Source organism: Streptomyces sp. cg35, from assembly GCF_050410835.1.
In the GTDB taxonomy this organism is placed as follows: Bacteria; Actinomycetota; Actinomycetes; order Streptomycetales; family Streptomycetaceae; genus Streptomyces.
Genome location: NZ_CP191268.1, coordinates 392317 through 411248, shown reverse-complemented (window position 1 = coordinate 411248; position 18932 = coordinate 392317). Strand labels below are relative to the sequence as shown.

Annotated in this window: 23 protein-coding genes; 19 read left to right on the top strand and 4 right to left on the bottom strand. The window is 72.4% G+C overall.

What is annotated here, in order from left to right; translation table 11 throughout:
* Position 1 precedes the first annotated feature (1 nt).
* A complete protein-coding gene (locus tag ACQUQD_RS02140) occupies positions 2-2068 on the top strand; it encodes an iron ABC transporter permease (protein WP_428950172.1) in 2067 nt (688 codons plus the stop codon).
* 11 nt (positions 2069-2079) lie between these two features.
* Here the strand turns inward: ACQUQD_RS02140 and ACQUQD_RS02135 are convergent, their stop codons facing one another.
* Complete coding sequence (locus tag ACQUQD_RS02135) at positions 2080-2553, bottom strand: peroxiredoxin (protein ID WP_428950171.1); 474 nt, start codon at positions 2551-2553, stop codon at positions 2080-2082.
* A 209-nt stretch (positions 2554-2762) separates the two neighbouring features.
* Between ACQUQD_RS02135 and ACQUQD_RS02130 the strand changes: the two genes are divergently transcribed.
* From ACQUQD_RS02130 to ACQUQD_RS02115, 4 genes are all read left to right on the top strand, one after another.
* Positions 2763-3566, top strand: coding sequence for an isocitrate lyase/PEP mutase family protein (locus ACQUQD_RS02130; RefSeq protein WP_428950170.1), 804 nt, complete (start codon positions 2763-2765; stop codon positions 3564-3566).
* An 80-nt stretch (positions 3567-3646) separates the two neighbouring features.
* A complete protein-coding gene (locus ACQUQD_RS02125; protein WP_428950169.1) occupies positions 3647-5704 on the top strand; it encodes an ATP-binding protein in 2058 nt (685 codons plus the stop codon).
* Between the two features lie 62 nt (positions 5705-5766).
* The gene (locus tag ACQUQD_RS02120; protein WP_428950168.1) at positions 5767-6015 is read left to right on the top strand and encodes a hypothetical protein; all 249 of its coding nucleotides are present in this window, start codon (positions 5767-5769) and stop codon (positions 6013-6015) included.
* Positions 6016-6124: 109 nt separating this feature from the next.
* Complete coding sequence (locus ACQUQD_RS02115) at positions 6125-6352, top strand: hypothetical protein (protein WP_428950167.1); 228 nt, start codon at positions 6125-6127, stop codon at positions 6350-6352.
* A 76-nt stretch (positions 6353-6428) separates the two neighbouring features.
* Here ACQUQD_RS02115 and ACQUQD_RS02110 read toward each other — a convergent pair whose 3' ends face one another.
* Positions 6429-7175: an IclR family transcriptional regulator gene (locus tag ACQUQD_RS02110; protein WP_428950166.1), complete on the bottom strand. Its 747-nt coding sequence runs from the start codon at positions 7173-7175 to the stop codon at positions 6429-6431.
* 202 nt (positions 7176-7377) lie between these two features.
* On the opposite strand from ACQUQD_RS02110, the gene ACQUQD_RS02105 reads away from it, so the two are divergent.
* The 11 genes from ACQUQD_RS02105 to ACQUQD_RS02055 all read left to right on the top strand — a co-directional run bounded on the left by ACQUQD_RS02105 (position 7378) and on the right by ACQUQD_RS02055 (position 14461).
* On the top strand, positions 7378-8508 hold the full coding sequence (locus ACQUQD_RS02105; protein WP_428950165.1) for an amidohydrolase/deacetylase family metallohydrolase: 1131 nt from the start codon (positions 7378-7380) through the stop codon (positions 8506-8508).
* 45 nt (positions 8509-8553) lie between these two features.
* Positions 8554-8949, top strand: coding sequence for a hypothetical protein (locus ACQUQD_RS02100; RefSeq protein WP_428950164.1), 396 nt, complete (start codon positions 8554-8556; stop codon positions 8947-8949).
* A 23-nt stretch (positions 8950-8972) separates the two neighbouring features.
* Entirely contained in the window at positions 8973-9341 is a 369-nt protein-coding gene (locus tag ACQUQD_RS02095; RefSeq protein WP_428950163.1) for an SFCGS family glycine-rich protein, read from the top strand.
* Positions 9338-9673: a DUF4312 family protein gene (locus tag ACQUQD_RS02090; protein WP_428950162.1), complete on the top strand. Its 336-nt coding sequence runs from the start codon at positions 9338-9340 to the stop codon at positions 9671-9673. The genes ACQUQD_RS02095 and ACQUQD_RS02090 overlap by 4 nt, the downstream gene beginning before the upstream one ends.
* A gap of 4 nt (positions 9674-9677) precedes the next feature.
* On the top strand, positions 9678-10466 hold the full coding sequence (locus ACQUQD_RS02085; protein ID WP_428950161.1) for a DUF4311 domain-containing protein: 789 nt from the start codon (positions 9678-9680) through the stop codon (positions 10464-10466).
* A 13-nt stretch (positions 10467-10479) separates the two neighbouring features.
* A complete protein-coding gene (locus ACQUQD_RS02080) occupies positions 10480-11232 on the top strand; it encodes a DUF4310 family protein (RefSeq protein WP_428950160.1) in 753 nt (250 codons plus the stop codon).
* 29 nt (positions 11233-11261) lie between these two features.
* Positions 11262-12362, top strand: coding sequence for a DgaE family pyridoxal phosphate-dependent ammonia lyase (locus ACQUQD_RS02075; protein WP_428950159.1), 1101 nt, complete (start codon positions 11262-11264; stop codon positions 12360-12362).
* Positions 12359-12622, top strand: coding sequence for an HPr family phosphocarrier protein (locus ACQUQD_RS02070; RefSeq protein WP_428950158.1), 264 nt, complete (start codon positions 12359-12361; stop codon positions 12620-12622). Before ACQUQD_RS02075 ends, ACQUQD_RS02070 begins: the two co-directional genes overlap by 4 nt.
* A complete protein-coding gene (locus ACQUQD_RS02065) occupies positions 12619-13260 on the top strand; it encodes a bifunctional 4-hydroxy-2-oxoglutarate aldolase/2-dehydro-3-deoxy-phosphogluconate aldolase (protein WP_428950157.1) in 642 nt (213 codons plus the stop codon). The genes ACQUQD_RS02070 and ACQUQD_RS02065 overlap by 4 nt, the downstream gene beginning before the upstream one ends.
* A 75-nt stretch (positions 13261-13335) precedes the next feature.
* On the top strand, positions 13336-13857 hold the full coding sequence (msrA, locus tag ACQUQD_RS02060; protein WP_428950156.1) for a peptide-methionine (S)-S-oxide reductase MsrA: 522 nt from the start codon (positions 13336-13338) through the stop codon (positions 13855-13857).
* A gap of 193 nt (positions 13858-14050) precedes the next feature.
* On the top strand, positions 14051-14461 hold the full coding sequence (locus tag ACQUQD_RS02055) for a hypothetical protein (RefSeq protein ID WP_428950155.1): 411 nt from the start codon (positions 14051-14053) through the stop codon (positions 14459-14461).
* A gap of 17 nt (positions 14462-14478) precedes the next feature.
* Here ACQUQD_RS02055 and ACQUQD_RS02050 read toward each other — a convergent pair whose 3' ends face one another.
* Positions 14479-15093 carry a TetR/AcrR family transcriptional regulator gene (locus ACQUQD_RS02050; RefSeq protein WP_428950154.1) on the bottom strand — a complete coding sequence of 205 codons (615 nt, stop codon included), beginning with the start codon at positions 15091-15093 and terminating at the stop codon, positions 14479-14481.
* A 194-nt stretch (positions 15094-15287) separates the two neighbouring features.
* Here ACQUQD_RS02050 and ACQUQD_RS02045 point away from each other — a divergent pair, with 194 nt between their 5' ends.
* Positions 15288-16022 carry an SDR family oxidoreductase gene (locus tag ACQUQD_RS02045; protein ID WP_428950153.1) on the top strand — a complete coding sequence of 245 codons (735 nt, stop codon included), beginning with the start codon at positions 15288-15290 and terminating at the stop codon, positions 16020-16022.
* Positions 16023-16135: 113 nt separating this feature from the next.
* On the opposite strand, the gene ACQUQD_RS02040 is transcribed toward ACQUQD_RS02045, so the two are convergent.
* Entirely contained in the window at positions 16136-17500 is a 1365-nt protein-coding gene (locus ACQUQD_RS02040; RefSeq protein ID WP_428950152.1) for an FAD-dependent oxidoreductase, read from the bottom strand.
* 211 nt (positions 17501-17711) lie between these two features.
* Between ACQUQD_RS02040 and ACQUQD_RS02035 the strand changes: the two genes are divergently transcribed.
* Positions 17712-18161: a GNAT family N-acetyltransferase gene (locus tag ACQUQD_RS02035; RefSeq protein ID WP_428950151.1), complete on the top strand. Its 450-nt coding sequence runs from the start codon at positions 17712-17714 to the stop codon at positions 18159-18161.
* Between the two features lie 62 nt (positions 18162-18223).
* Positions 18224-18880 carry a maleylpyruvate isomerase N-terminal domain-containing protein gene (locus ACQUQD_RS02030; protein ID WP_428950150.1) on the top strand — a complete coding sequence of 219 codons (657 nt, stop codon included), beginning with the start codon at positions 18224-18226 and terminating at the stop codon, positions 18878-18880.
* Positions 18881-18932 lie beyond the last annotated feature (52 nt).

Genomic DNA, 18932 nt, shown 5'->3' with positions numbered 1-18932 from the left:
CATGGCCGTCACCGCAACCCCCGCCGCCACGCCCGAGCGCACGGCCACGTCCCCCTCGGGCGCGGTCGCGGTGACGGCCGGTCTCGTGCTCCTGGTCGCCGTCCTCGCGGTCGTCGACATCACCCAGGGCACCGCCTCCGTCGGCGCGAGCCAGGTGTGGCGGGCCCTCACCGGCCATGCCGAACAGGGCGACGCCTCCGTCGTCGTGGCCTCCCGGCTGCCCCGGATGATCGCCGGGATCCTCGTCGGCGTCGCGCTCGGCGCGGCCGGCGCCGTCCTGCAGGCCGTCAGCCGCAACGTCCTGGCCGCCCCCGACACCCTCGCCGTCAACGCCGGCTCATACCTCGCCCTCAGCGTGCTCACCGTCAGCGGCGCGAGCCTGCCGCTGCTGGCGTCGTCGTCGGTGGCGTTCATCGGCGGCCTCGCCGCCGCCGCGGTCGTCCTCACGCTGGCCGGGCGCGGTACGGGCACCGTCCGTCTCGTCCTCGCGGGCAGCGCCCTCGCCCTCGGGCTCTACGCCGTCACCGACGGACTGCTCCTCCTCTTCCCCGAACAGACCGACGGCCTCTACCAATGGGCCCAGGGCAGCATCAGTCAGAACGGCTTCGACGGCGTCGCCCGCATGGCGCCCGTCGTCCTGGCCGGGCTCGCCGGCCTCGTGCTCGTGTCCCGCCGCGTCGACGCCCTGGCCCTCGGCGACGAAGCGGCACGCGGTCTGGGCGTCTCCGTGCGCGGCACCCGGATCACCGCCGTCGTCCTCGCCTCGCTGCTGTCCGCGGCGTCGGTGACGCTCGCCGGCCCGATCGGTTTCGTGGGACTGTGCGCACCGGCACTCGTCCGGCCGCTCGCCCGCCGCATCCGTCCCCTCGTACGGCACCGGCTGCGCATCCCCGTCGCCGGGCTGGTCGGCGCGGCACTCGTCCTCGGCTCCGATGTCCTGCTGCGTGCCGTGACCTCCGCCGAAACGGCGGTGACCGTGCCCACGGGCGTCGTCACCAGTGTCGTCGGCGCCGTCTTCCTCGTCGCGATGGCCCTGCGCATGCGCGACGGCGAGGCCGCCGCGCCGCCCGACCGGCTGCGCATCCCGAGCCGGGCCGCGTTCACGGTCACCGTGGTCGTCCTCGGAGTCGTTCTGGTCGGCGCGACCATCGCCGCGGTCCTCGTGGGCGACAGCACGCTGCTGCTCGGCGATGTCGTCAACTGGGCGCGCGGGCAGGCCGGGCAGGCCGTCACCTTCGTGCTCGACACCCGCGTGCCCCGCGTCCTCGCGGCCCTGTGCGCGGGCGCGGCGCTCGCCCTGTCCGGCACCCTCGTGCAGTCCGTCACCCGCAACCCGCTCGCGGAACCCGGTGTCCTCGGCGTCTCCGGCGGAGCGGCGCTCGGCGCCGTGCTGATCGTCACCAGCGCACCCGGCACCGGGGCGTGGGGCATCGCCGGGGCCGCGTTCGCGGGCGCCGCGGTCAGCGCCGCGCTCGTGTTCGGGCTCGCGGCGAAGGGCGGCTTCCGGCAGAGCAGGCTCGTCCTGATCGGCATGGGCGTCGCCACCGGAGCGACCTCGCTGATCAGCCTGCTGATCGTGGTCACCGACCGGTTCAGCGCCACCAAGGCCCTGATCTGGCTGTCCGGTTCGACGTACGGGCGCACCGGCCCCGACGTCCTGCCCGTCGCCGCCGTGCTCGTGCTCGCCACCGTCGTGACGGTCGCCCGGCGCAGGGAACTCGACCTGGTCTCCCTCGACGAGGACACCCCGCGCCTGCTCGGCCTGGACCTCGCCCGCGGCCGGCTCGGCTTCCTCGCGCTGAGCGTCCTGCTCAGCGCCACCGCGGTGGCCGCCGCCGGAACGATCGGCTTCGTCGGCCTCGTCGCGCCGCACGCGGCCCGCGCGCTGGTGGGCCGTCGGCACGTCCGGGTCGTCCCCGTCGCGATGCTGCTCGGGGCGACGCTCGTGTGTGCCTCCGACCTGCTGGGGCGGACCGTGATCGCCCCAGCGCAGCTCGGCGCCGGGCTGATGACGGCGGTCATCGGAACGCCGTACTTCGTGTACCTGTTGGTGCGCAGCCGGCGCTGAGCCGACGGCCGCTACCGGGCGTCGGCGCGCAGGGCCGCCAGCGCCCGGTCGGCGTGCGCGCTCATCCGGAACTCGCTGCGCACGATCTCCAGGACGCGCCGGTCGGTCCCGATGACGAAGGTGGCCCGCTTGGTCGGCAGCGGCCCGAAGCCGCGGGCCACCCCGAACAGGCCACGGACGACGCCCTCGGGGTCGGACAGCAGCGGGAACCCGAGGGTGTGCAGCCCGGCGAACTCGCGCTGGCGCTCGACGTCGTCCGAGCTGATCCCCACGGGCCGGGCGCCGACCGCGGCGAACTCGGCGGCCAGGTCCCGGAAGTGGCAGGCCTCGGCGGTGCAGCCGGGCGTCATGGCGGCCGGGTAGAAGAACACGACCACCGGACCCTCGGCGAGCAGGGACGACAACGACGTGGGCGTGCCCGTCTCGTCCGGCAGGGTGAAGTCCTCGACTACGGAACCGACTTGGATGCGGGGGGACGCGGACACAGGGGCTCCCGGCGGCGCTGGTACGGATCGGAACAGGACACCAGAGATCGTACTCGGCGGTAAGAAAGGTGGCGCGCGGCAGGGGACGAAGCCCGACCCGGGGTGCCGTGAGCCTCGCCCCACGTCCTCAGGCGGGGCTCGTATCCCGTGTCACGCAGGTGTCGGATTCCTGCCGGACCACGGCCGGGCGGCGCTGCTTGACTCCCGGTATGACCAGCACGCAGCAGACCAAAGCCCGACTGTTCCGCGAACTCCACACGTCCGCCCGTCCGCTCGCACTCGCCAACGTCTGGGACGTCGCCGGCGCGCGCGTGGTGGAGAGGGCGGGCGCCCCCGCCGTCGCGACGACCAGCGCCGGTGTCGCCTGGTCGCTGGGCCGCCCCGACGGCGACGTCCTGTCACGCGCGGAGGCGATGGGCGCGATCGCCCGGATCGCCGCCGCCGTCACGGTGCCGGTCACGGCGGACATCGAGGCCGGATACGGCGACGACGAGTCGGGCGTGGCGCAGACGGTGCGGGAGGTCCTCGCGGCCGGGGCCGTCGGCGTCAACATCGAGGACGGCAGCCGTCCTCCGGCCGTCCTCGCCGCACGCCTGGCGACCGCGCGGGCCACCGCCGAGCAGGAGGGCGTCGACCTCTTCCTCAACGCCCGTGTCGATACGTATCTGAAGGGCCTCGGCGCCGCGGAGCACCGGCTGCAGCAGACGCTGGAGCGGGCGCGCACTTATGTCGACGCGGGCGCGGACGGCATTTTCGTCCCCGGTGTCGTCGACCTCGAGACCGTCGCGGCCCTGGCGGCCGGGATCCCCGTACCGCTCAATGTGATGGCAGGTCCGGGCGCCCCGTCCGTGGCCGAGCTGGGGGCGGTGGGGGTGGCCCGGGTCAGTCTCGGAGCCGGTGTGGCGCAGGCGGCCTACGCCACGATCGGCCGGGCCGCCGAGCAGTTGTTCGGGCCGGGCGGGTACGGCGGTGTCGCGGACGGCGTCGATTTCGCCGAGCTGAACACACCGTGATGTCACGGATGAGGCCACTCGTGCGGGCGGATTAGTCACAACAAGGCGCCTTCGCGCCAGTGTTGAGGAAGACTTGGACCGTGCTGAGGAACCATCCGGACGAGACGAACACCTTTGTGGGCCGGACCGAGGAGCTGGACCGGCTGGCGGGGGCGCTCCGCCATGACCGGCTGGTGACCGTCGTCGGCGGTCCCGGGACGGGAAAGTCACGGCTCGCCCTGCATGCCGTGTCCGGTGAGGCGTCACACGGCTTCAGCGGGGTGTGCTGGGCGGATCTTTGGCCTCTGCAGGGCGACGAGTTGCTGGCGGCCGTCGTCGCCGACGCCCTCGACCTGTCGGACCACACGCCGCGCATGATGGCCGACGTGCTGTGCGCCTGGGTGGGGGACCGCCGGCTGCTGATCGTCCTGGACTCCTGCGAGCATCTGACCGCCGCGTGCCGGGACCTGGTGGCCGTGCTCCTGGCGGCCTGCCCCCGTCTCACGGTGCTGGCCACGAGCCGCGAACCCCTGGATCTGCCCGGCGAGGTCCTCGTCGACATCGGGCCGCTCGATCCGGCGACGGACGCCCTGACCCTGTTCGAGGACCGGGCGGCCCGGGCGGGGCGCCCCCTGCGCGGCGCCGAGGACCGGCTGTTCGCCACGTTCGTCTGCGACCGCCTCGAGGGCGTGCCGCTGGCACTCGAACTCGCGGCGGCCCAGCTGAGCCACCACTCGCTGGAGGAGACGGCCACCCGCATCCGCGCGGGCCTCGACCTGCCGGACCAGCCCGACCTGCGTCCGTTACGGCACCGGGCCCTGCGCACCGCGGTCGGCTGGAGCCACGAACTGTGCCACCCCGTCGAGCGGTTGCTCTGGGCACGGCTCGCGGTCTTCCCCGCCCCGTTCGACGCCGAGCTCGCCGTCGAGGTCTGCGCGGGCGGTCCGCTGACACCCGACGACGCGCGGGACGCCCTGGCGGGCCTGGTCCACCGGTCCGTCGTGGTCCGGGACCGGGATGCGTACCGCATGCTCGACACCGTCCGCGCCTACGGCCGGATGTGGCTGCGCAATCTCGACGAGGAGACAGCCGTCGAGGCCCGGCACGCCGCCGCGATCCTGGAGCTCACCCGACGCGCCCGCCGCGAGTGGCTCGGCCCGTCCCAGTCCTACTGGTACGCGCGGATGCGGGACCTCTACCACGACGTGTGCGCCGCGGTGTCGTTCCTGCTCGGCTCGGACGATCCGGCGGCCCTGGAAATGGCGGGCAACGTCGCCTTCTTCTGGGTCTGCTGCGGGCATCTGCACGAAGCGATGTACTACGTGGAACTCGCGCTGGAGCACGCCGACGACGAGGACCCGCACCGGGCCCGCGCCCTGTGGTCGCTGGGTCTCGCGCGCATCCTCCAGGGAGACCACCCCGAGGGGCGGGCCCTCGCCGCCGAGAGTCTGCGGGCGGCCTCGGCCCTGGGCGATCGTGAGGGCGTGCGGCAGGCCACGTATCTGGAGGGGCTGGCCGCGCTCCTCGACGCCCGCCCGATCCTGGCCCTGCACCGGGCCGACGACGCCCTGAGCGGTGTTCCGGCACCGCGCACCGAGGACGACGCGCGTGCGGAGGCGGCGCGGTCGGCGCCGACCTTCGGCACCATGCTGTGCCAGCTCGTACGGATCTTCGCGCTCACCAGCAGCGGCCATCTGGAACAGGCACGCGAGGACGCCGAGGCGCTGCGCGGCACCTGCCTGCGCCTGGGCGAGTACTGGACGCGTTCCTACCTGGACTATCAACTCGCGCTCATCGCCCTGTTCCAGGACCGCACCCGGGCCGCGGGCGCGCACGCGCGGAACATGCTCGACGCCAAGCGCCGCATCGGTGACCAGTTCGGCATCGCGATGGGCCTGGACCTGCTGGCGGCGAGCTGCGCCGAGCAGGGGGAGGTCGAGCGCGCGGCCACGGCCTTCGGGGCGAGTGTCGAGTACTGGCGGGCCGTCGGCCTGTTGCAGCGCGGCACCCCCGAAGTCGAGCCTCTGCGCCGCCAGACCGAGGCGACGGTGCGGGCCAAGCTCGGCGACTCCGCGTACGAGGCGATGCTGCGGCACACCGAGGGAGTCGCGCCCGAGGCGCTGCTGCTGTCCGCGCTCGGTGACAAGCACGATGCCTGACGACGGGACGAAGAGGGCGCGCGGAGGAGTTGAGGGGGCGCACGGCTGGGTAGGCGCCGCCCATGAACTCGCATGATCAGAACGTCGAGACGGCGGCGGCCGCTGCCGAGTTCCTGGCCGGGCAGCAGGTCACCGAGAAGCAGTGCGGGGGCTGCGGCACGGTCGTCGCCGGGGTCAACGGCCGCTACGCCTGCGGTGCTTGCGGCTGGATCAACCATTGGTCCGACGGCGACACCCACCTGCCCGACGCGGAGGACGACGAGACCCCCTTCCCGCCCCGTCGGCGCCGACGCGGTTCCTCGACCAGATAGGGCTCGCCCGGGCAGCGGGAGCGCGGTCGCGATGTGGTGCATATCTGGTGCGTGAATGGTGCTTCTGTGGTTCACTCGGAGGAAGAGTCACAGAACTGGAGGCCGCACCATGACAGGACATCCGGAACACCCGCCCAGCGAGCGCCTTTCCGTCACCTTGGCCCCGCCGGCTGTCGTCGCGGTCAACGAACTGGCCGAGACCGGGCGGGTGAGCAAGGCGGACGTCATCAACCGCGCCCTGCTGCTCCTGGGGTTCGTGGAGCGCGAGCGGGCCAAGGGTCACGAGCTGATGATCCGTACGACGGACGGCGAGCTGGAGCGTATTCACATCCTCTGACGCTGGCGCCGGCGCTGACGTGCGCACCCAGGGATGCGGCCCCTGCCGGGAGGGGCGGCATCCCTTTTCGCTGCGATCACAGCCTGCGGGAGACGTCCTGCGCCGCCTGCACGACCGCCGGCGCGAACTCCGCCAACTGCCCCTCCGTGACCAGGAAGGTGAGGGACGAGACCGAGACGGCGCCGACCGCCGTGCCGTCGGCGTCGAGCACCGGCGCGGCGAGGGAGCAGATGGACTCGTCCGCCTCCTCGTAGTCCGTGGCGTACCCCGCGGCGCGGATCGCGGCCAACTCGTCGGTGAGGGCGGCGGGGTCGGTATGCGTGCGCGACGTGCGCGCCGCGAGCCCCGTGCGGCCGAGGATGTCGGCGACCTCCCCCGGCGGCAGATGGGCGAGGAGGGCCTTGCCGGCGGCGGTGGCGTGCAGGGGCAGCGGCGTGCCGACATCGGTGGCGATGCGGTAGGCGTGCCCCGGGTCGACCTTGTGCGTGTACGTCGCGTGGTCGCCGCTGAGCACGGCCAGATGGACGGCCTGGCCGAGCCGCTGCTGCAGGGCGCGCAGTACGGAGTCGATGCCCACCGCGTCGTCGGCGAGCACCTGCGCCGCGAGCGCCCGTAGTTGGACGCCGCACCCGTAGCGGCCCTCGCCGTCGGGTGCCGCGTACCCCTCCTCGACCAGGGTGGCCAGGACCCGATGGGTGGAGGCCTTGGAGACGCCGGAGCGCTCCGCGATGTCGCCCAGCCGGTGCGGCCCGTCGGCACGGGCCACCGCATGGAGCACCCGTAGCGCCTTGGCGACGGAATTCGCGGGCTTGCTCGGTTCCATTGACCCTCCGGGGAGAAGCGGGCTATGTTGCCAATCGATCCGTACAGCGGAACGTCATTCTACTCTACGGAACGCGCACATCGTCTCCTCGTGGTGCGGAGCGTGGTGCAGATCCGGCTGTCCGTCCCGGCGGCCGCTCCACGCGCACCACTCTCACGCTCGGGAAAGGCGGCCGTCCATGGCTGTACACGGATCTCCCTCCGTGCGCCCGCAACGATTCGATCTCGTGGTGACGGGCGGGCTGCTGGCCGATCCGCTGCGGCCGGAGCCCGCGCCCGGGGACCTCGCCGTCCGTGACGGCCGCATCGCGGCGGTCGGCGCCCCCGGCACCCTCACCGGCGCGGAACGTCTGGACGCCACCGGACTGCTCGTGGCACCCGGCCTGATCGACCTGCACACCCACGTCTACGAGCCGGGCACCGATCTCGGTGTCCCCGCGGACACGGTCGGCGTCGACCAGGGCGTCACCACCATCGTGGACGCGGGCAGTTGCGGCAGTGACGATTGGGACGATTTCGGGGACAACGTTGTCCGCCCGGCCGCCACCCGCGTGCTGAGCTGGCTCAACATCTCCCGGCACGGACTCGTGCACGGGAGGCAGGAGCTCTCGCGCGGCCCCGGCGACATCGACGAGGCGGCGACGGAGAAGGTGCTGCGCGCACACCCCGACCAGGTGCGCGGCCTGAAGATACGGATGAGCGCCTCGGTCCTCGGTGACAGCGGGCTCGCGCCCCTCGAGGCCGCGAAGCGCGTGGCGGCCCGGGCCGGCGTGCCCGTGATGGTCCACGTCGGCAACGAACCCCCGCACCTCGGCGACGTACTCGACCTGCTGGGGGAGGGCGACGTCGTCACGCACGCCTTCCACGGCAAGCCCGGCGGCCTGTTCGGCAGTGAACCGCAGGCGCGGGCCGCCGTCGCGCGCGGCGTCCGCCTCGACGTCGGACACGGCAGCGCCAGCCTCAACTTCGCCGTCGCCGAGCGGGCCCTGGCGGCGGGCTTCACCCCGCACACCATCAGCACCGACCTCCACAACCGCAATGTCGACGGTCCCGTGCACTCGCTCGTCGCGACCCTCACCAAACTGCTCGCGCTCGGCCTCACCCCGCAGCAGGTGATCCGCTGCTCGACCCTGCACGCGGCCCAGGTCATCGGACTGGACGGCGAGCTGGGGACGCTGCGGACCGGCGCCGCGGCCGATCTGACCCTGCTGCGGCTGACCGAGGAGGCCGTGACGATGACCGACGCCGACGGCGCCACCCGCACCGGAACCCACCGGCTCCGAGCGGCCGCGGTCGTCCGCGCCGGTGTCCCGCGGACCCTCCGGAGCCCGTGAACCGGCTTTGCGAACCACCGACCGGAACCACCGAAAGGCTCCTGCATGACCACCCCCCTGATCGAGCGGCTGGCCACGACCGTCCGGGACACCGCCCGTCCCGTCACCGACGAGGACCGGGCGGACCTGACGGCGTTCCTCCCGCTCGCCCAGGTCTACGCGGAGACGTGCGGCATCGCCTTCGACGAGACGCGCTCGCTCGCCCTCGCCGTGCACGCGCTCGCGTTCGTCCGCCGTGTCCGCGCCGCCGAACACCTCGACGCGCTCGACGACCAGCTCGCCGCCGAGGTGGCCCCCGGGCGGATGGCCGCCGTCCGGTCCCTCATCGACACCTACTGCACCCCGCGCGACTTCCCCGCACGGGACACCGAAGTCCTGCTGCTCGCCCTGCACTTCGAGGCGGCGGCACAGCTCCAGCACCAGTCCACCGCGCAGGCATGACCGACATCCCAGGGAGCACCGCCATGACAGTCAAGATCGTGATCGGACACCGGCTCGGCAAGGGCCAGGCGGTCGCCGACGGCATCCGCGCCGCCGGCGGCGAACCCGTCCTCATCGCCGGCCCCGGCGCCGACATGAAGGTGGGCGACGTGATGGCCGCCGAGGGCGCGGCCCTCGGCATCTCGTTCTGCGGCAGCGGCGGAGCCGGGGCCGTCACCGCCAAGGCCAAGTACGGCCACGACATCGAGTTCGGGATGCGCTCCGCCCAGGCCGGTGTGACCGCCGTCGAACAGGGCCGTACCGTCCTCGGCTTCGGCTTCCTCGACAGCGAGGAGCTCGGCTTCAAGGTCACCGAGGCCCTCCTCAAGAAGCTGGAGAAGGAGGCCTCGTGAAAGAGACCCGCCACACGCTGCGCCTCAGCGGCACCGGCCCGACCAGGGAGAAGGCGTTCGCCACGGCCATCGGCCAGGTGCAGTCGGCCGTCGGCAAGCGCACCGACGGCGTCTGCTTCCGCGTGGAACCCCTGGAGCTCGACGTCGTCTCCGCGGTGGAACACCGGTGGACCGAACGGTTCCTCGGTCTGTTCTTCCCGCGCACCCGGCAGCGCTTCGAGATCACCCTGCGCATCGAGGTCCAGGTGGCCTCCCTCGACCTGGACGTCCTCGACTTCGCGGTGCGCGAGGAACGGCTCTCGCCGCTCCAGCACGCACTGCGCATGAGGTGACCCGATGAACCAGACCCTCACCGTCCTCCTGGAGTCGCTCGTCATCGGCGGCCTCATCGGCTTCGGCGCGAGCGCGGGCGTGGCCCGGATGTTCCACGCGCCGAAGGTCCAGGGCATGGGCGCCTTCCGTACCCTCGGCGAACTCAACGCCTGCCAGAACGACCCGGTCGCCCACTTCTCCTTCGGCCTCGGCTTCCTCTTCAACGCCTGGTCGAGCGCGGTCGGCACCGGTGCCCTGACCGGCGACGTGGACCACCGCATCGTGCCGCACTGGACCGCGTCCGCCGCGATGGTCAAGAACCGCAATCTCGCGCAGACGCTGCACAACCCCCGGCGGATGGCCCTGACCGGCACGGTCGTCGGCATGGTCCTCATCACGCTGCTCAACACGACCGCGGCCTCCATCCCGCACTCCCTGCAGGACGTCGCGGCCAAGGTGCTCGGACCAGCCTCGGAATGGCTGATCAACCCCGTCATGCCGATCATCTTCTGGATGGCCGCCGTCGACGCGGGCCGCCGCACCGGAGCCTGGGGCACCGTCCTCGGCGGTCTCGGCCACCTCGTGATGGGCAACGCGGTGCCCGGCATCGTGCTCGGCATCGTCATCGGCAAGGGCGTCGACGACCTGGGCTGGACGAAGGTCACCAAGTCGCTGGCCGGCGCGGTGATCGTGCTGTTCGCGGCCAGTACGTTCCTGCGCGGCGCCGACCTCACCCTGCTCGAGCAGATGAAGGTGGACATCCCGCACTGGCTCATGCAGTTCCACGACGCGACCGGCACCAAGCCGCAGTGAGGCAGGCAGCGACATGACCGACTCATCAGCAAGCGCGACAGCGCCCGCCGCCGCGGGCGGCATACCCGCGCAGAACTCCGGCGCGGAACAGACCAAGGGCGGCTTCCTGAGCAAGGTGCCCGGCGAGGGCAGCTTCTGGCTCTCCGAGTGGGCCTTCCCCGTCTTCGTGGCCTGCCTGGCCGCCGGAATCTTCACCGGCACGCACCTCTATTACGTCTACCACACGGGCGTGTTCAACGAGGTCGCCGTCGTCTCCATGCTCAAGGCCGGTATGGAAGGCGGCAGTTACGGCGCCGCCGCCGCGTTCGGCGCGGGATTCCTGTTCGCCCGCGTCATCGAGGGCCCGATGGTCGGCATCCTCGACATCGGCGGCTCCCTGCAGACCGGTGTCGGCATCGGTATCCCCGCCATGCTGCTGGCCGCCGGATTCACCGCCCCGCTCCAGCACTTCTGGCTGGCGATCCCGGTGGGCGCCGTGCTCGGCGCGCTGATCGGCGTCGCCATCCTCGTCATCCGCCGCGCCACCGTGAACTCCACGGGCGGCACCTCGACCTTCGGCGCCGACGTGATGATGGGCGCCGGCAACTCCGCCGGACGCTATCTGGGTCCCCTCGTCATCATCTCCGCCGCCACCGCCTCGCTCCCCGTCGGCCTCGGCTCCACCATCGGCGCCGCCCTCTTCTACGCGTGGAAGAAGCCGTTGACCGGCGGCGCGATCATCGGCGCGATGGTCGCCGGATTCTTCTTCCCGATCCCCGGCAAGTGAGCGCCCCGACCCCGTTCTAAGGACACCGCGTGCACACTCTCCACCAGGACCTGGGCGTCCACCCGGCCGTCAACGCCAGCGGAAAGATGACGGCGCTCGGCGGCAGCGTCCTGAGCGACACCGTCATCGCCGCGATGGGCGAAGCGGCCCGCCACCACGTCGTCATGAACGATCTGATCACCGTGGCCGGCCGCGAGATAGCCCGCGCCACCGGCACCGAGGACGGCTGCCCCACCACCGGCGCCGCCTCCGGCGTCGCCATCGCGGTCGCCGCCGTCATCGCGGGCACCGACGTGTCCCGGATCGAAGCACTGCCTGACCCCGGCGACGCCCCGTGCGAAGTGATCCTGCCGCGCGGCCACTCCGTCTACTTCGGCGCACCGATCCGGCAGATGGTCGCCCTCGGCGGCGGCCGCCCCGTCGAAGTGGGCTCCGCGAACAAGGTGACCGCCGGCCACATCGCGGGCGCGATCGGCCCGCGCACGGCCGCACTCCTCTACGTCCAGTCCCACCACGCCGTGCAGAAGGGCATGGTCTCCCTCGCCGAGACCGTCGAGGTCGGACGGCGCCACGGCATCCCGGTCATCGTCGACGCCGCCGCGGAGGAGGACCTGCGGCACTGGCCCGCCACGGGCGCCGACCTCGTCGTCTACAGCGGCGGCAAGGCGGTGGGCGGCCCCACCTCCGGAATGATCTGCGGCAGCGCCGCGCGCATGGCCGCGTGCCGCGCCCAGTACGGGGGCATCGCCCGCCCGATGAAGGTCGGCAAGGAGACCCTGTTCGGCCTGGTCCAGGCGCTGCGCGAGTACGGGACCGGCGAGTCCGCCGACCAGCGCACACGCATGGAGAAGCTCGCCGGGCGCCTCGCCGCGCTGCCCGGCATCACGACCCGGGTCGTCGCCGACGAGGCCGGTCGCGCCATCCACCGCACCGAACTCACGGTGGATCGCGAAGCGGCCGGCCGGGACGCGAGCGCTCTCGCGGCCGAACTCGCCGCCCACGGCGTCCATCTGCGGGACCACCACGCCGTCACCGGCCGCCTGTACATCGACCCGCGCCCCCTGCGCCCCGACGAGGAGGAGCGCCTCGTGGCCCAACTGACCGCACAGCTCGAAGGAGAAGAGCGATGACCGTCGTCGAGCGCCGCCTGGTCGTCACCGAGGAGGCCGGCCTGCACGCCCGTCCGGCCGCCGCGTTCGCCCAGACCGCCGCCCGCAGCGCGGCCGAGGTCACCGTCGCCCGCGAGGACGGGCACGAAGTCCCCGCCCGCAGCGTGCTGTCACTGATGACGCTCAACATCCGCTGCGGCGAGGCCATCGTGCTGCGCGCCAGCGGCGCCGACGCCGAGTCCACGCTGGACGCGCTCGCCCGAATCGCGGACCCGGCATGACGGCCGCCGCCCCCACCCTCCCGGAGTTCCCGATGAGCCCTGCCCCCGACGACGTCATCGAACGGCTGCGGCTGGCCCGCGTCACCCCGACGGTGCGCGAGACCGACGCCGACACCGCCGACCGCGTCGCCCGCACTCTCGTCGACTGCGGCATCACCGCCTTCGAGTTCACCGCCACCACACCCGGCTGGGAGAAGCTCGTGGAGACCTGGTCGCGCGAGGCGCCCCAGGTGACGCTGGGCCTCGGCACCGTCACCTCGCCCGAGATCGCCGAACGGGCCCTGGCGGCCGGGGCGCAGTTCCTCGTCAGCCCGTTCCAGATGCCCGAGGTGCGCCCGGTGGCGGACGCCGCGGGACGGCTCCTGGTCGAGGGCGGTCTCACCCCGAGCGAGCTGCGCACCGCCGCCGAACGCGGCGTGGCCAAGCTGTTCCCCGCCGCACACGTCGGGGGCATCGCCTACCTGAAGTCGGTGCTGTCCGTCCTGCCCGGCGCCCGCATCAACGCGACGGGCGGCGTCACGGTCGACAACGCGGCCCAGTGGCTGGCCGCGGGCGCCTTCACCGTCAGCATCGGCAGCGATCTGACCCGGGGCGACGTGGCGGAGAACGTGGCACGGCTCAGGGAGGGAATCGGCTGACGCCGCCAGGCGTTGCACAGGGCGTAGACCCGTTCAGAACGGAACGGACGCACCGACGTGGGCAGGGAGCTTCGCATGACCGTGGGAACCGAGAGGGCTGTGCTGGCCGGAGGCTGCTTCTGGGGCATGCAGGACCTGATCCGCAAGCAGCCGGGAGTGCTTTCGACGCGCGTCGGGTACAGCGGCGGCGACACGCCGAACGCCACGTACCGCAACCACGGCGACCACGCCGAGGCGATCGAGATCGTCTACGACCCGTCGGTCACGAGCTTCCGGGACCAGCTGGAGTTCTTCTTCCAGATCCACGACCCGACCACCCGTGACCGCCAGGGCAACGACATCGGCCGCAGCTACCGTTCGGCGATCTTCTACGCCGACGAGGCGCAGCGCGCCGTCGCGCTGGACACCATCGCCGACGTCGACGCCAGCGGCCTGTGGCCGGGCGAGGTCGTCACCGAGGTGGAGCCGGTCAGCGACTTCTGGGAGGCCGAGCCCGAGCACCAGGACTACCTGGAGCGCTACCCCGACGGCTACACCTGCCACTTCCCCCGGCCGAACTGGAAGCTGCCGAAGCGCGCGCAGTCGACGGCCGGCTGAACCGCAGCCCCATCGGCCCCGGCCCGTCACGACGGGCCGGGGCCGATCCCTGTGCTCAGGATCCGCCCGTTCCCGGTCCGGCCAGGGGGCGTTGCCGGGACCGGCGCCGCGAGCGGTAGCGTTCTGCGGGGCGCCGGTCGAGGGGACCGACCGATGGGCCCCGGTTCGGTGGGTGTGTGGGAGGGAGCCGGCAATGGTGGAGTGGAGACTGATCGGCCGAGGCGCCCGGCAGGTCCCGGAGCCGTGGGCGACGCCGCTGATCTGGACCGCCGCGTACCTGGGCGCGTTCGCCCTCGTGGGCGTCTGCCATGTGCTCGGCGTGCTCGACCGTACGGGCCTCGCCCTGCTGCTGCTCTCCCTGCTGGCCGGGCTGTTGGGCATGCGGGGTCGTTTCGTCGCGGCCCCCGGAACCGCGTTCCTGTGCTGGACCTGTCTGAACGTCCTCGGCACCGAGCCGACCGGCGAGATCTCCTGGGCCGGACACCGCGATCCCGGATGGATGGCGTGCCTGCTGGTCGCGGCGGTCGTGGGCACGGTCACGGGCCGGGTGCTGCACGCGCGTGCCGCGTACCGCCGCGTGGCCCCGTTCGACGAGCCGGTCTGAGCCCGCTCCGGGCGGGATCAGGCCCGTACGCCACGCAGGAGGTTGTCGACGAGGCTGAGTGCGAACTCCTGCGTGACGGGCAGGTTGGGCAGCAGCAGCCGGTGGTAGCAGGCACCCCAGAGCTGGTCGACCAGCACCTCGGGGTCGACGTCGGCGCGCAGTTGGCCGCGTGACTGCGCCCGGCGCATCGTCTCGACGGCCAGGCCGCGCCGGGGGCCGGAGTAGCGCGCGAGGAGAGCGGCGCTGAGATCGGGATCGGTCTGCGCCTGGCCGATCAGCTCGGCGATCACCCGGCCGGCCCGCGTCCCGGTCACGACGTGGACGAACGCGCGCAGCTGTGCCCGCAGATCGGCCTCGATGTCGCCGCTGTCGGGAAAGGTCAGCGCCGACTCGACAGCGTGGAAGTAGCCGTCGAGGGCCAGCGCCCCCTTCGACGGCCACCACTTGTAGAGCGTGGTCTTGCTGACGCCGGCCGCCTCGGCGACCGACTCGATGGTGAAGGTGCCCATGCCCCGGTCGAGCAGGAGAGCGCCGGCCGCGTCGAGCACGTCGGCACGTACCTCGTCGGCGGGCCGCCGACCCCGGCCGCGCCGGGCCCGCGGAGCCGCTGCCCCCTGTGCTCGCTCCGTCATCCGTGACCTCCCGCACACCGACTCCGACCGGACCGTGCCCTCACCCTGACATATGGACGGTGCGTTCACAACGTGGTTATATGGACTGAGCGTCCATAAAGGGGCCCGGTGGAGCTGAGGGCCGACATTTCTCAGGGACGCGGACGAATCTCGGGGATGACGGATCTCAGGGATGCAACGAAGAGGAGCGCACCATGTCCGAGAGCACACGTGTCGCACTGGTCACCGGCGCCTCGGGTGGCATCGGCCGGGCCGTCGCGCAGCGTCTCGCCGCCGACGGCATGGCGGTCGGCGTGCACTACGCGGGGAACAAGGCCGCGGCCGACGAGACCGTCGCCGCGATCGAGGCGGCGCACGGCCGGGCGATCGCGGTCACCGGCGACGTGGCGGACGAGACGGCCATGGCCGACGCCTTCGACCAGGTGGAACAGGCCTTCGGCGGGGTCGATGTCGTCGTTCACACGGCAGGGGTGATGGTCCTCGGGCCGGTCGCCGAGTTCGACCTGGACGCCCTCGACCGGATGCACCGCACCAACATCCGCGGCACCTTCGTGGTGGCCCAGCAGGCGGCGCGCCGGGTCCGCGCCGGGGGCGCCGTCGTCACCTTCTCCACCTCGGTGACCCGGCTGGCCTTCCCGGCGTACGCGGCCTACGCGGCGAGCAAGGGGGCCGTCGAGGCGATGACGCTCGTCCTGGCCCGCGAGCTGCGCGGCCGCGACATCACGGTCAACGCGGTCGCGCCCGGTCCCACGGCGACGCCGCTGTTCCTCGACGGCAAGGACGAGGAGACCGTCTCGCGGCTCGCCGCGCAGTCCCCGCTGGAGCGCCTCGGCACACCGCAGGACATCGCCGGAGCCGTCGCCTTCCTCGCGGGCCCGGGCCGATGGGTCAACGGGCAGGTCCTGTACGTGAACGGCGGCATCGCCTGAGGAGGCGCGCCGGACCTCGACGCACGGACGCCAGGAGCCCCTGCCGCGGATCGCGGCAGGGGCTCCTGGTTCAGGCGCAGGCTCTCAGTGGGTTCGGACGACCGCCGAGGCGCTCACGCGCCGCTCGCGTCGAGCATCCCCTCGCGCTCGACGATCTTGACGCGCTCGCGGCCCTGCGGTTCACCGAGGGCCTTCTCGGCGGCGTCGAGCCGGTGCCAGCCGTCCCACGTGGTGTACCGCACGCCGCGCTCGCCGAGGAAGGCCTCGACGGCCTCGGGGGCGGGGGCGGCGGGGGAGTGCAGACGGCCGTTGGCGTGGTCGTCCAGCAGGTTGGCGACGGTCTCGTTGGCGTCGCCCTTGGTGTGGCCGATCAGGCCGATCGGACCGCGCCGGATCCATCCGGTGACGTACGTGGACTGCAGGTGCTCCCCGGTCTCCTGGATCACCCGGCCGCCCTCGTCGGGCACGGTGCCCGAGGCGACGTCCCAGGGGAGCTTGGGCAGCTCGTCCGAGAGGTAGCCCACGGCGCGGTAGACGGCACTCACGTCCCAGTCGGTGAAGGCGCCGGTCCCCTTGACGTTGCCGGTGCCGTCGAGCGCGGTGCGCTCCGTGCGCAGCGCGGTGACCTGCCCGTCCTCGCCCAGGATCTCGGTGGGCGACTCGAAGAAGTGCAGGAACAGCTTGTGCGGGCGCGTGCCGATGTCGCGGATCGCCCAGTTCTCCAGGGTCTTGGCGACCATGTCGGCCTGCTTGTTGGCGCGGCGCGTCGCGATCGAGCCGTCGTCGTAGTCGATGTCCTCGGGGTTGACGATGACCTCGATCGTGGGGGAGTGGTCGAGCTCCCGCAGCTCCATGGGGCTGAACTTCGCCTGCGCCGGGCCGCGGCGGCCGAACACGTGGATCTCCCGCGCCTGGTTGGCCTGCAGGCCGGCGTGCACGTTCGGCGGGATCTCCGTCGGCAGCAGTTCCTCCGCGGTCTTGGCCAGGATGCGGGCGACGTCGAGGGCGACGTTGCCGACGCCGAGGACGGCGACCTTCTCCGCGTCGAGCGGCCAGGTCCTGGGGACGTCGGGGTGGCCGTCGTACCAGGAGACGAAGTCGGCCGCGCCGTAGGAGCCGTCGAGCCCGATGCCCGGGATGTCGAGGGCCCGGTCGGCGGTCGCGCCGGTCGAGAAGACCACGGCGTCGTAGAAGCTGCGCAGGTCGTCCAGGTCGATGTCGCGCGGGTAGTCGACGTTGCCGAAGAGCCGGATCTGCGGCTTGTCGAGGACCTGGTGCAGGGCGGTGACGATGCCCTTGATGCGCGGGTGGTCGGGAGCGACGCCGTAGCGGATCAGGCCGAAGGGGGCGGGCATGCGCTCGAACAGGTCGATGGACACGCCGGGTTCGGTGGCCACTGCGGACTTGAGCAGAGCGTCGGCGGCGTAGATGCCGGCGGGGCCCGCTCCGACAATGGCGACCCGCAGAGGGCGAGGCATGTTCAGGTTCCCTTCGGAGGACAGCGAGTACTCCTGGGAATCTTAAAGTAAGGCAAGCCTTAGTTGGCAGGCGGGTCGGATCTATGGGCTCATAAGGCCGAGTTATGGGTCACCATAGTGAGACTTGGGTGCCTGGCGGGCACCGCGGTCACTCGTTCCCCTCGCGATATTAACTGGGAAGTTCCAAGCGCTGTGTCTACGCTCCTTCTCCATGATCGCCAACAGGAGTGACGGGTACGTGCTCTCCACCGACCCGGACCGTCTCGACGTGGCCCTGGTCCATCAGTGGCTGTCGACCGACGCGTTCTGGGCGCTCGGCCGCACCCGCGAGACCGTCGAACAGTCGGTGCGCGGATCCCTGAACTTCGCCGTCCATGATGCCGGCGGCGCACAGGTCGCCTACGCGCGTGTGGTGACCGATTGGGCCACCTTCGCCTGGCTGTGCGACGTCTATGTCGCGCCCGCGCACCGCGGCAGGGGGCTCGGTACGTGGCTCGCGGAGGCGGTGCGCGACCATCTCGCGCCCTACCGGCTCAAGCGCCTGCTCCTCGCCACACGCGACGCCCACGATGTCTACGCGAGGGCCGGTTTCACCCCCGTCCGGGACCCGGGGAGCTTCATGATCCTCCGCCCGGCGCCGGAAGCCTCCTCCGGTCGGTGACGGGTTCGGCGTCGCACGGAATGCGCTTGTCCGGGCCGGCGCCGCGGCCTTACCGTGCCGACGTGGAACCCTTCTCGCGCTCCTGGGCCGCACTGCGCGCCGCGGTCGCCGGCCTCCCGGACGAGGACTTCGAGCAGCCGTCCGGCTGTACCGGCTGGCTCGTGCGGGATCTGGTGTGCCACCTGATCATCGACGCCCAAGACGTGCTGATCACCCTGGTCACCCCCGCCGACGCCGAGCCGACCGTCGACGCGGTCGGCTATTGGGACCTGCTTGCCGAACCCCCGACCGGTGACGACCCGCTCGACGCGCTGATTCCCCGGCTGGCCGCGGCGTACGGCGAGCCGAGGTGGCTCAAGTTCCACCTCGACGACGTCGGCTCGGCGGCGGGTCGCGCCGCCGAACTCGCCGATCCCGCCGCCCGTGTCGCCACCCAGGACAAGGTGCTCACCGTCGGCGACTACCTGTCGGCGTACGTCCTCGAATGGACCCTGCACCACCTCGATCTCGTCGCGCACCTGCCGTCGGCCCCCGGACCGCCCGCCGAGAGCCTGGCGACGGCCCGCGCCGCGCTGGAGAAGATCGCCGGCACCGCCTTTCCCGCCTCGCTCTCGGATGCCGACGCGCTGCTGATCGGTACGGGGCGTCGTACGCCGACCGGCGCGCAGGCGGCCGGTCTGGGTGACCTCGCGGCGAGGCTCCCGCTCGTTCTCGGCTGAGACGCGCCACCAATCCCGGCCCTTCCGGTCCGACGGGTGCCCCCTCCTGTTT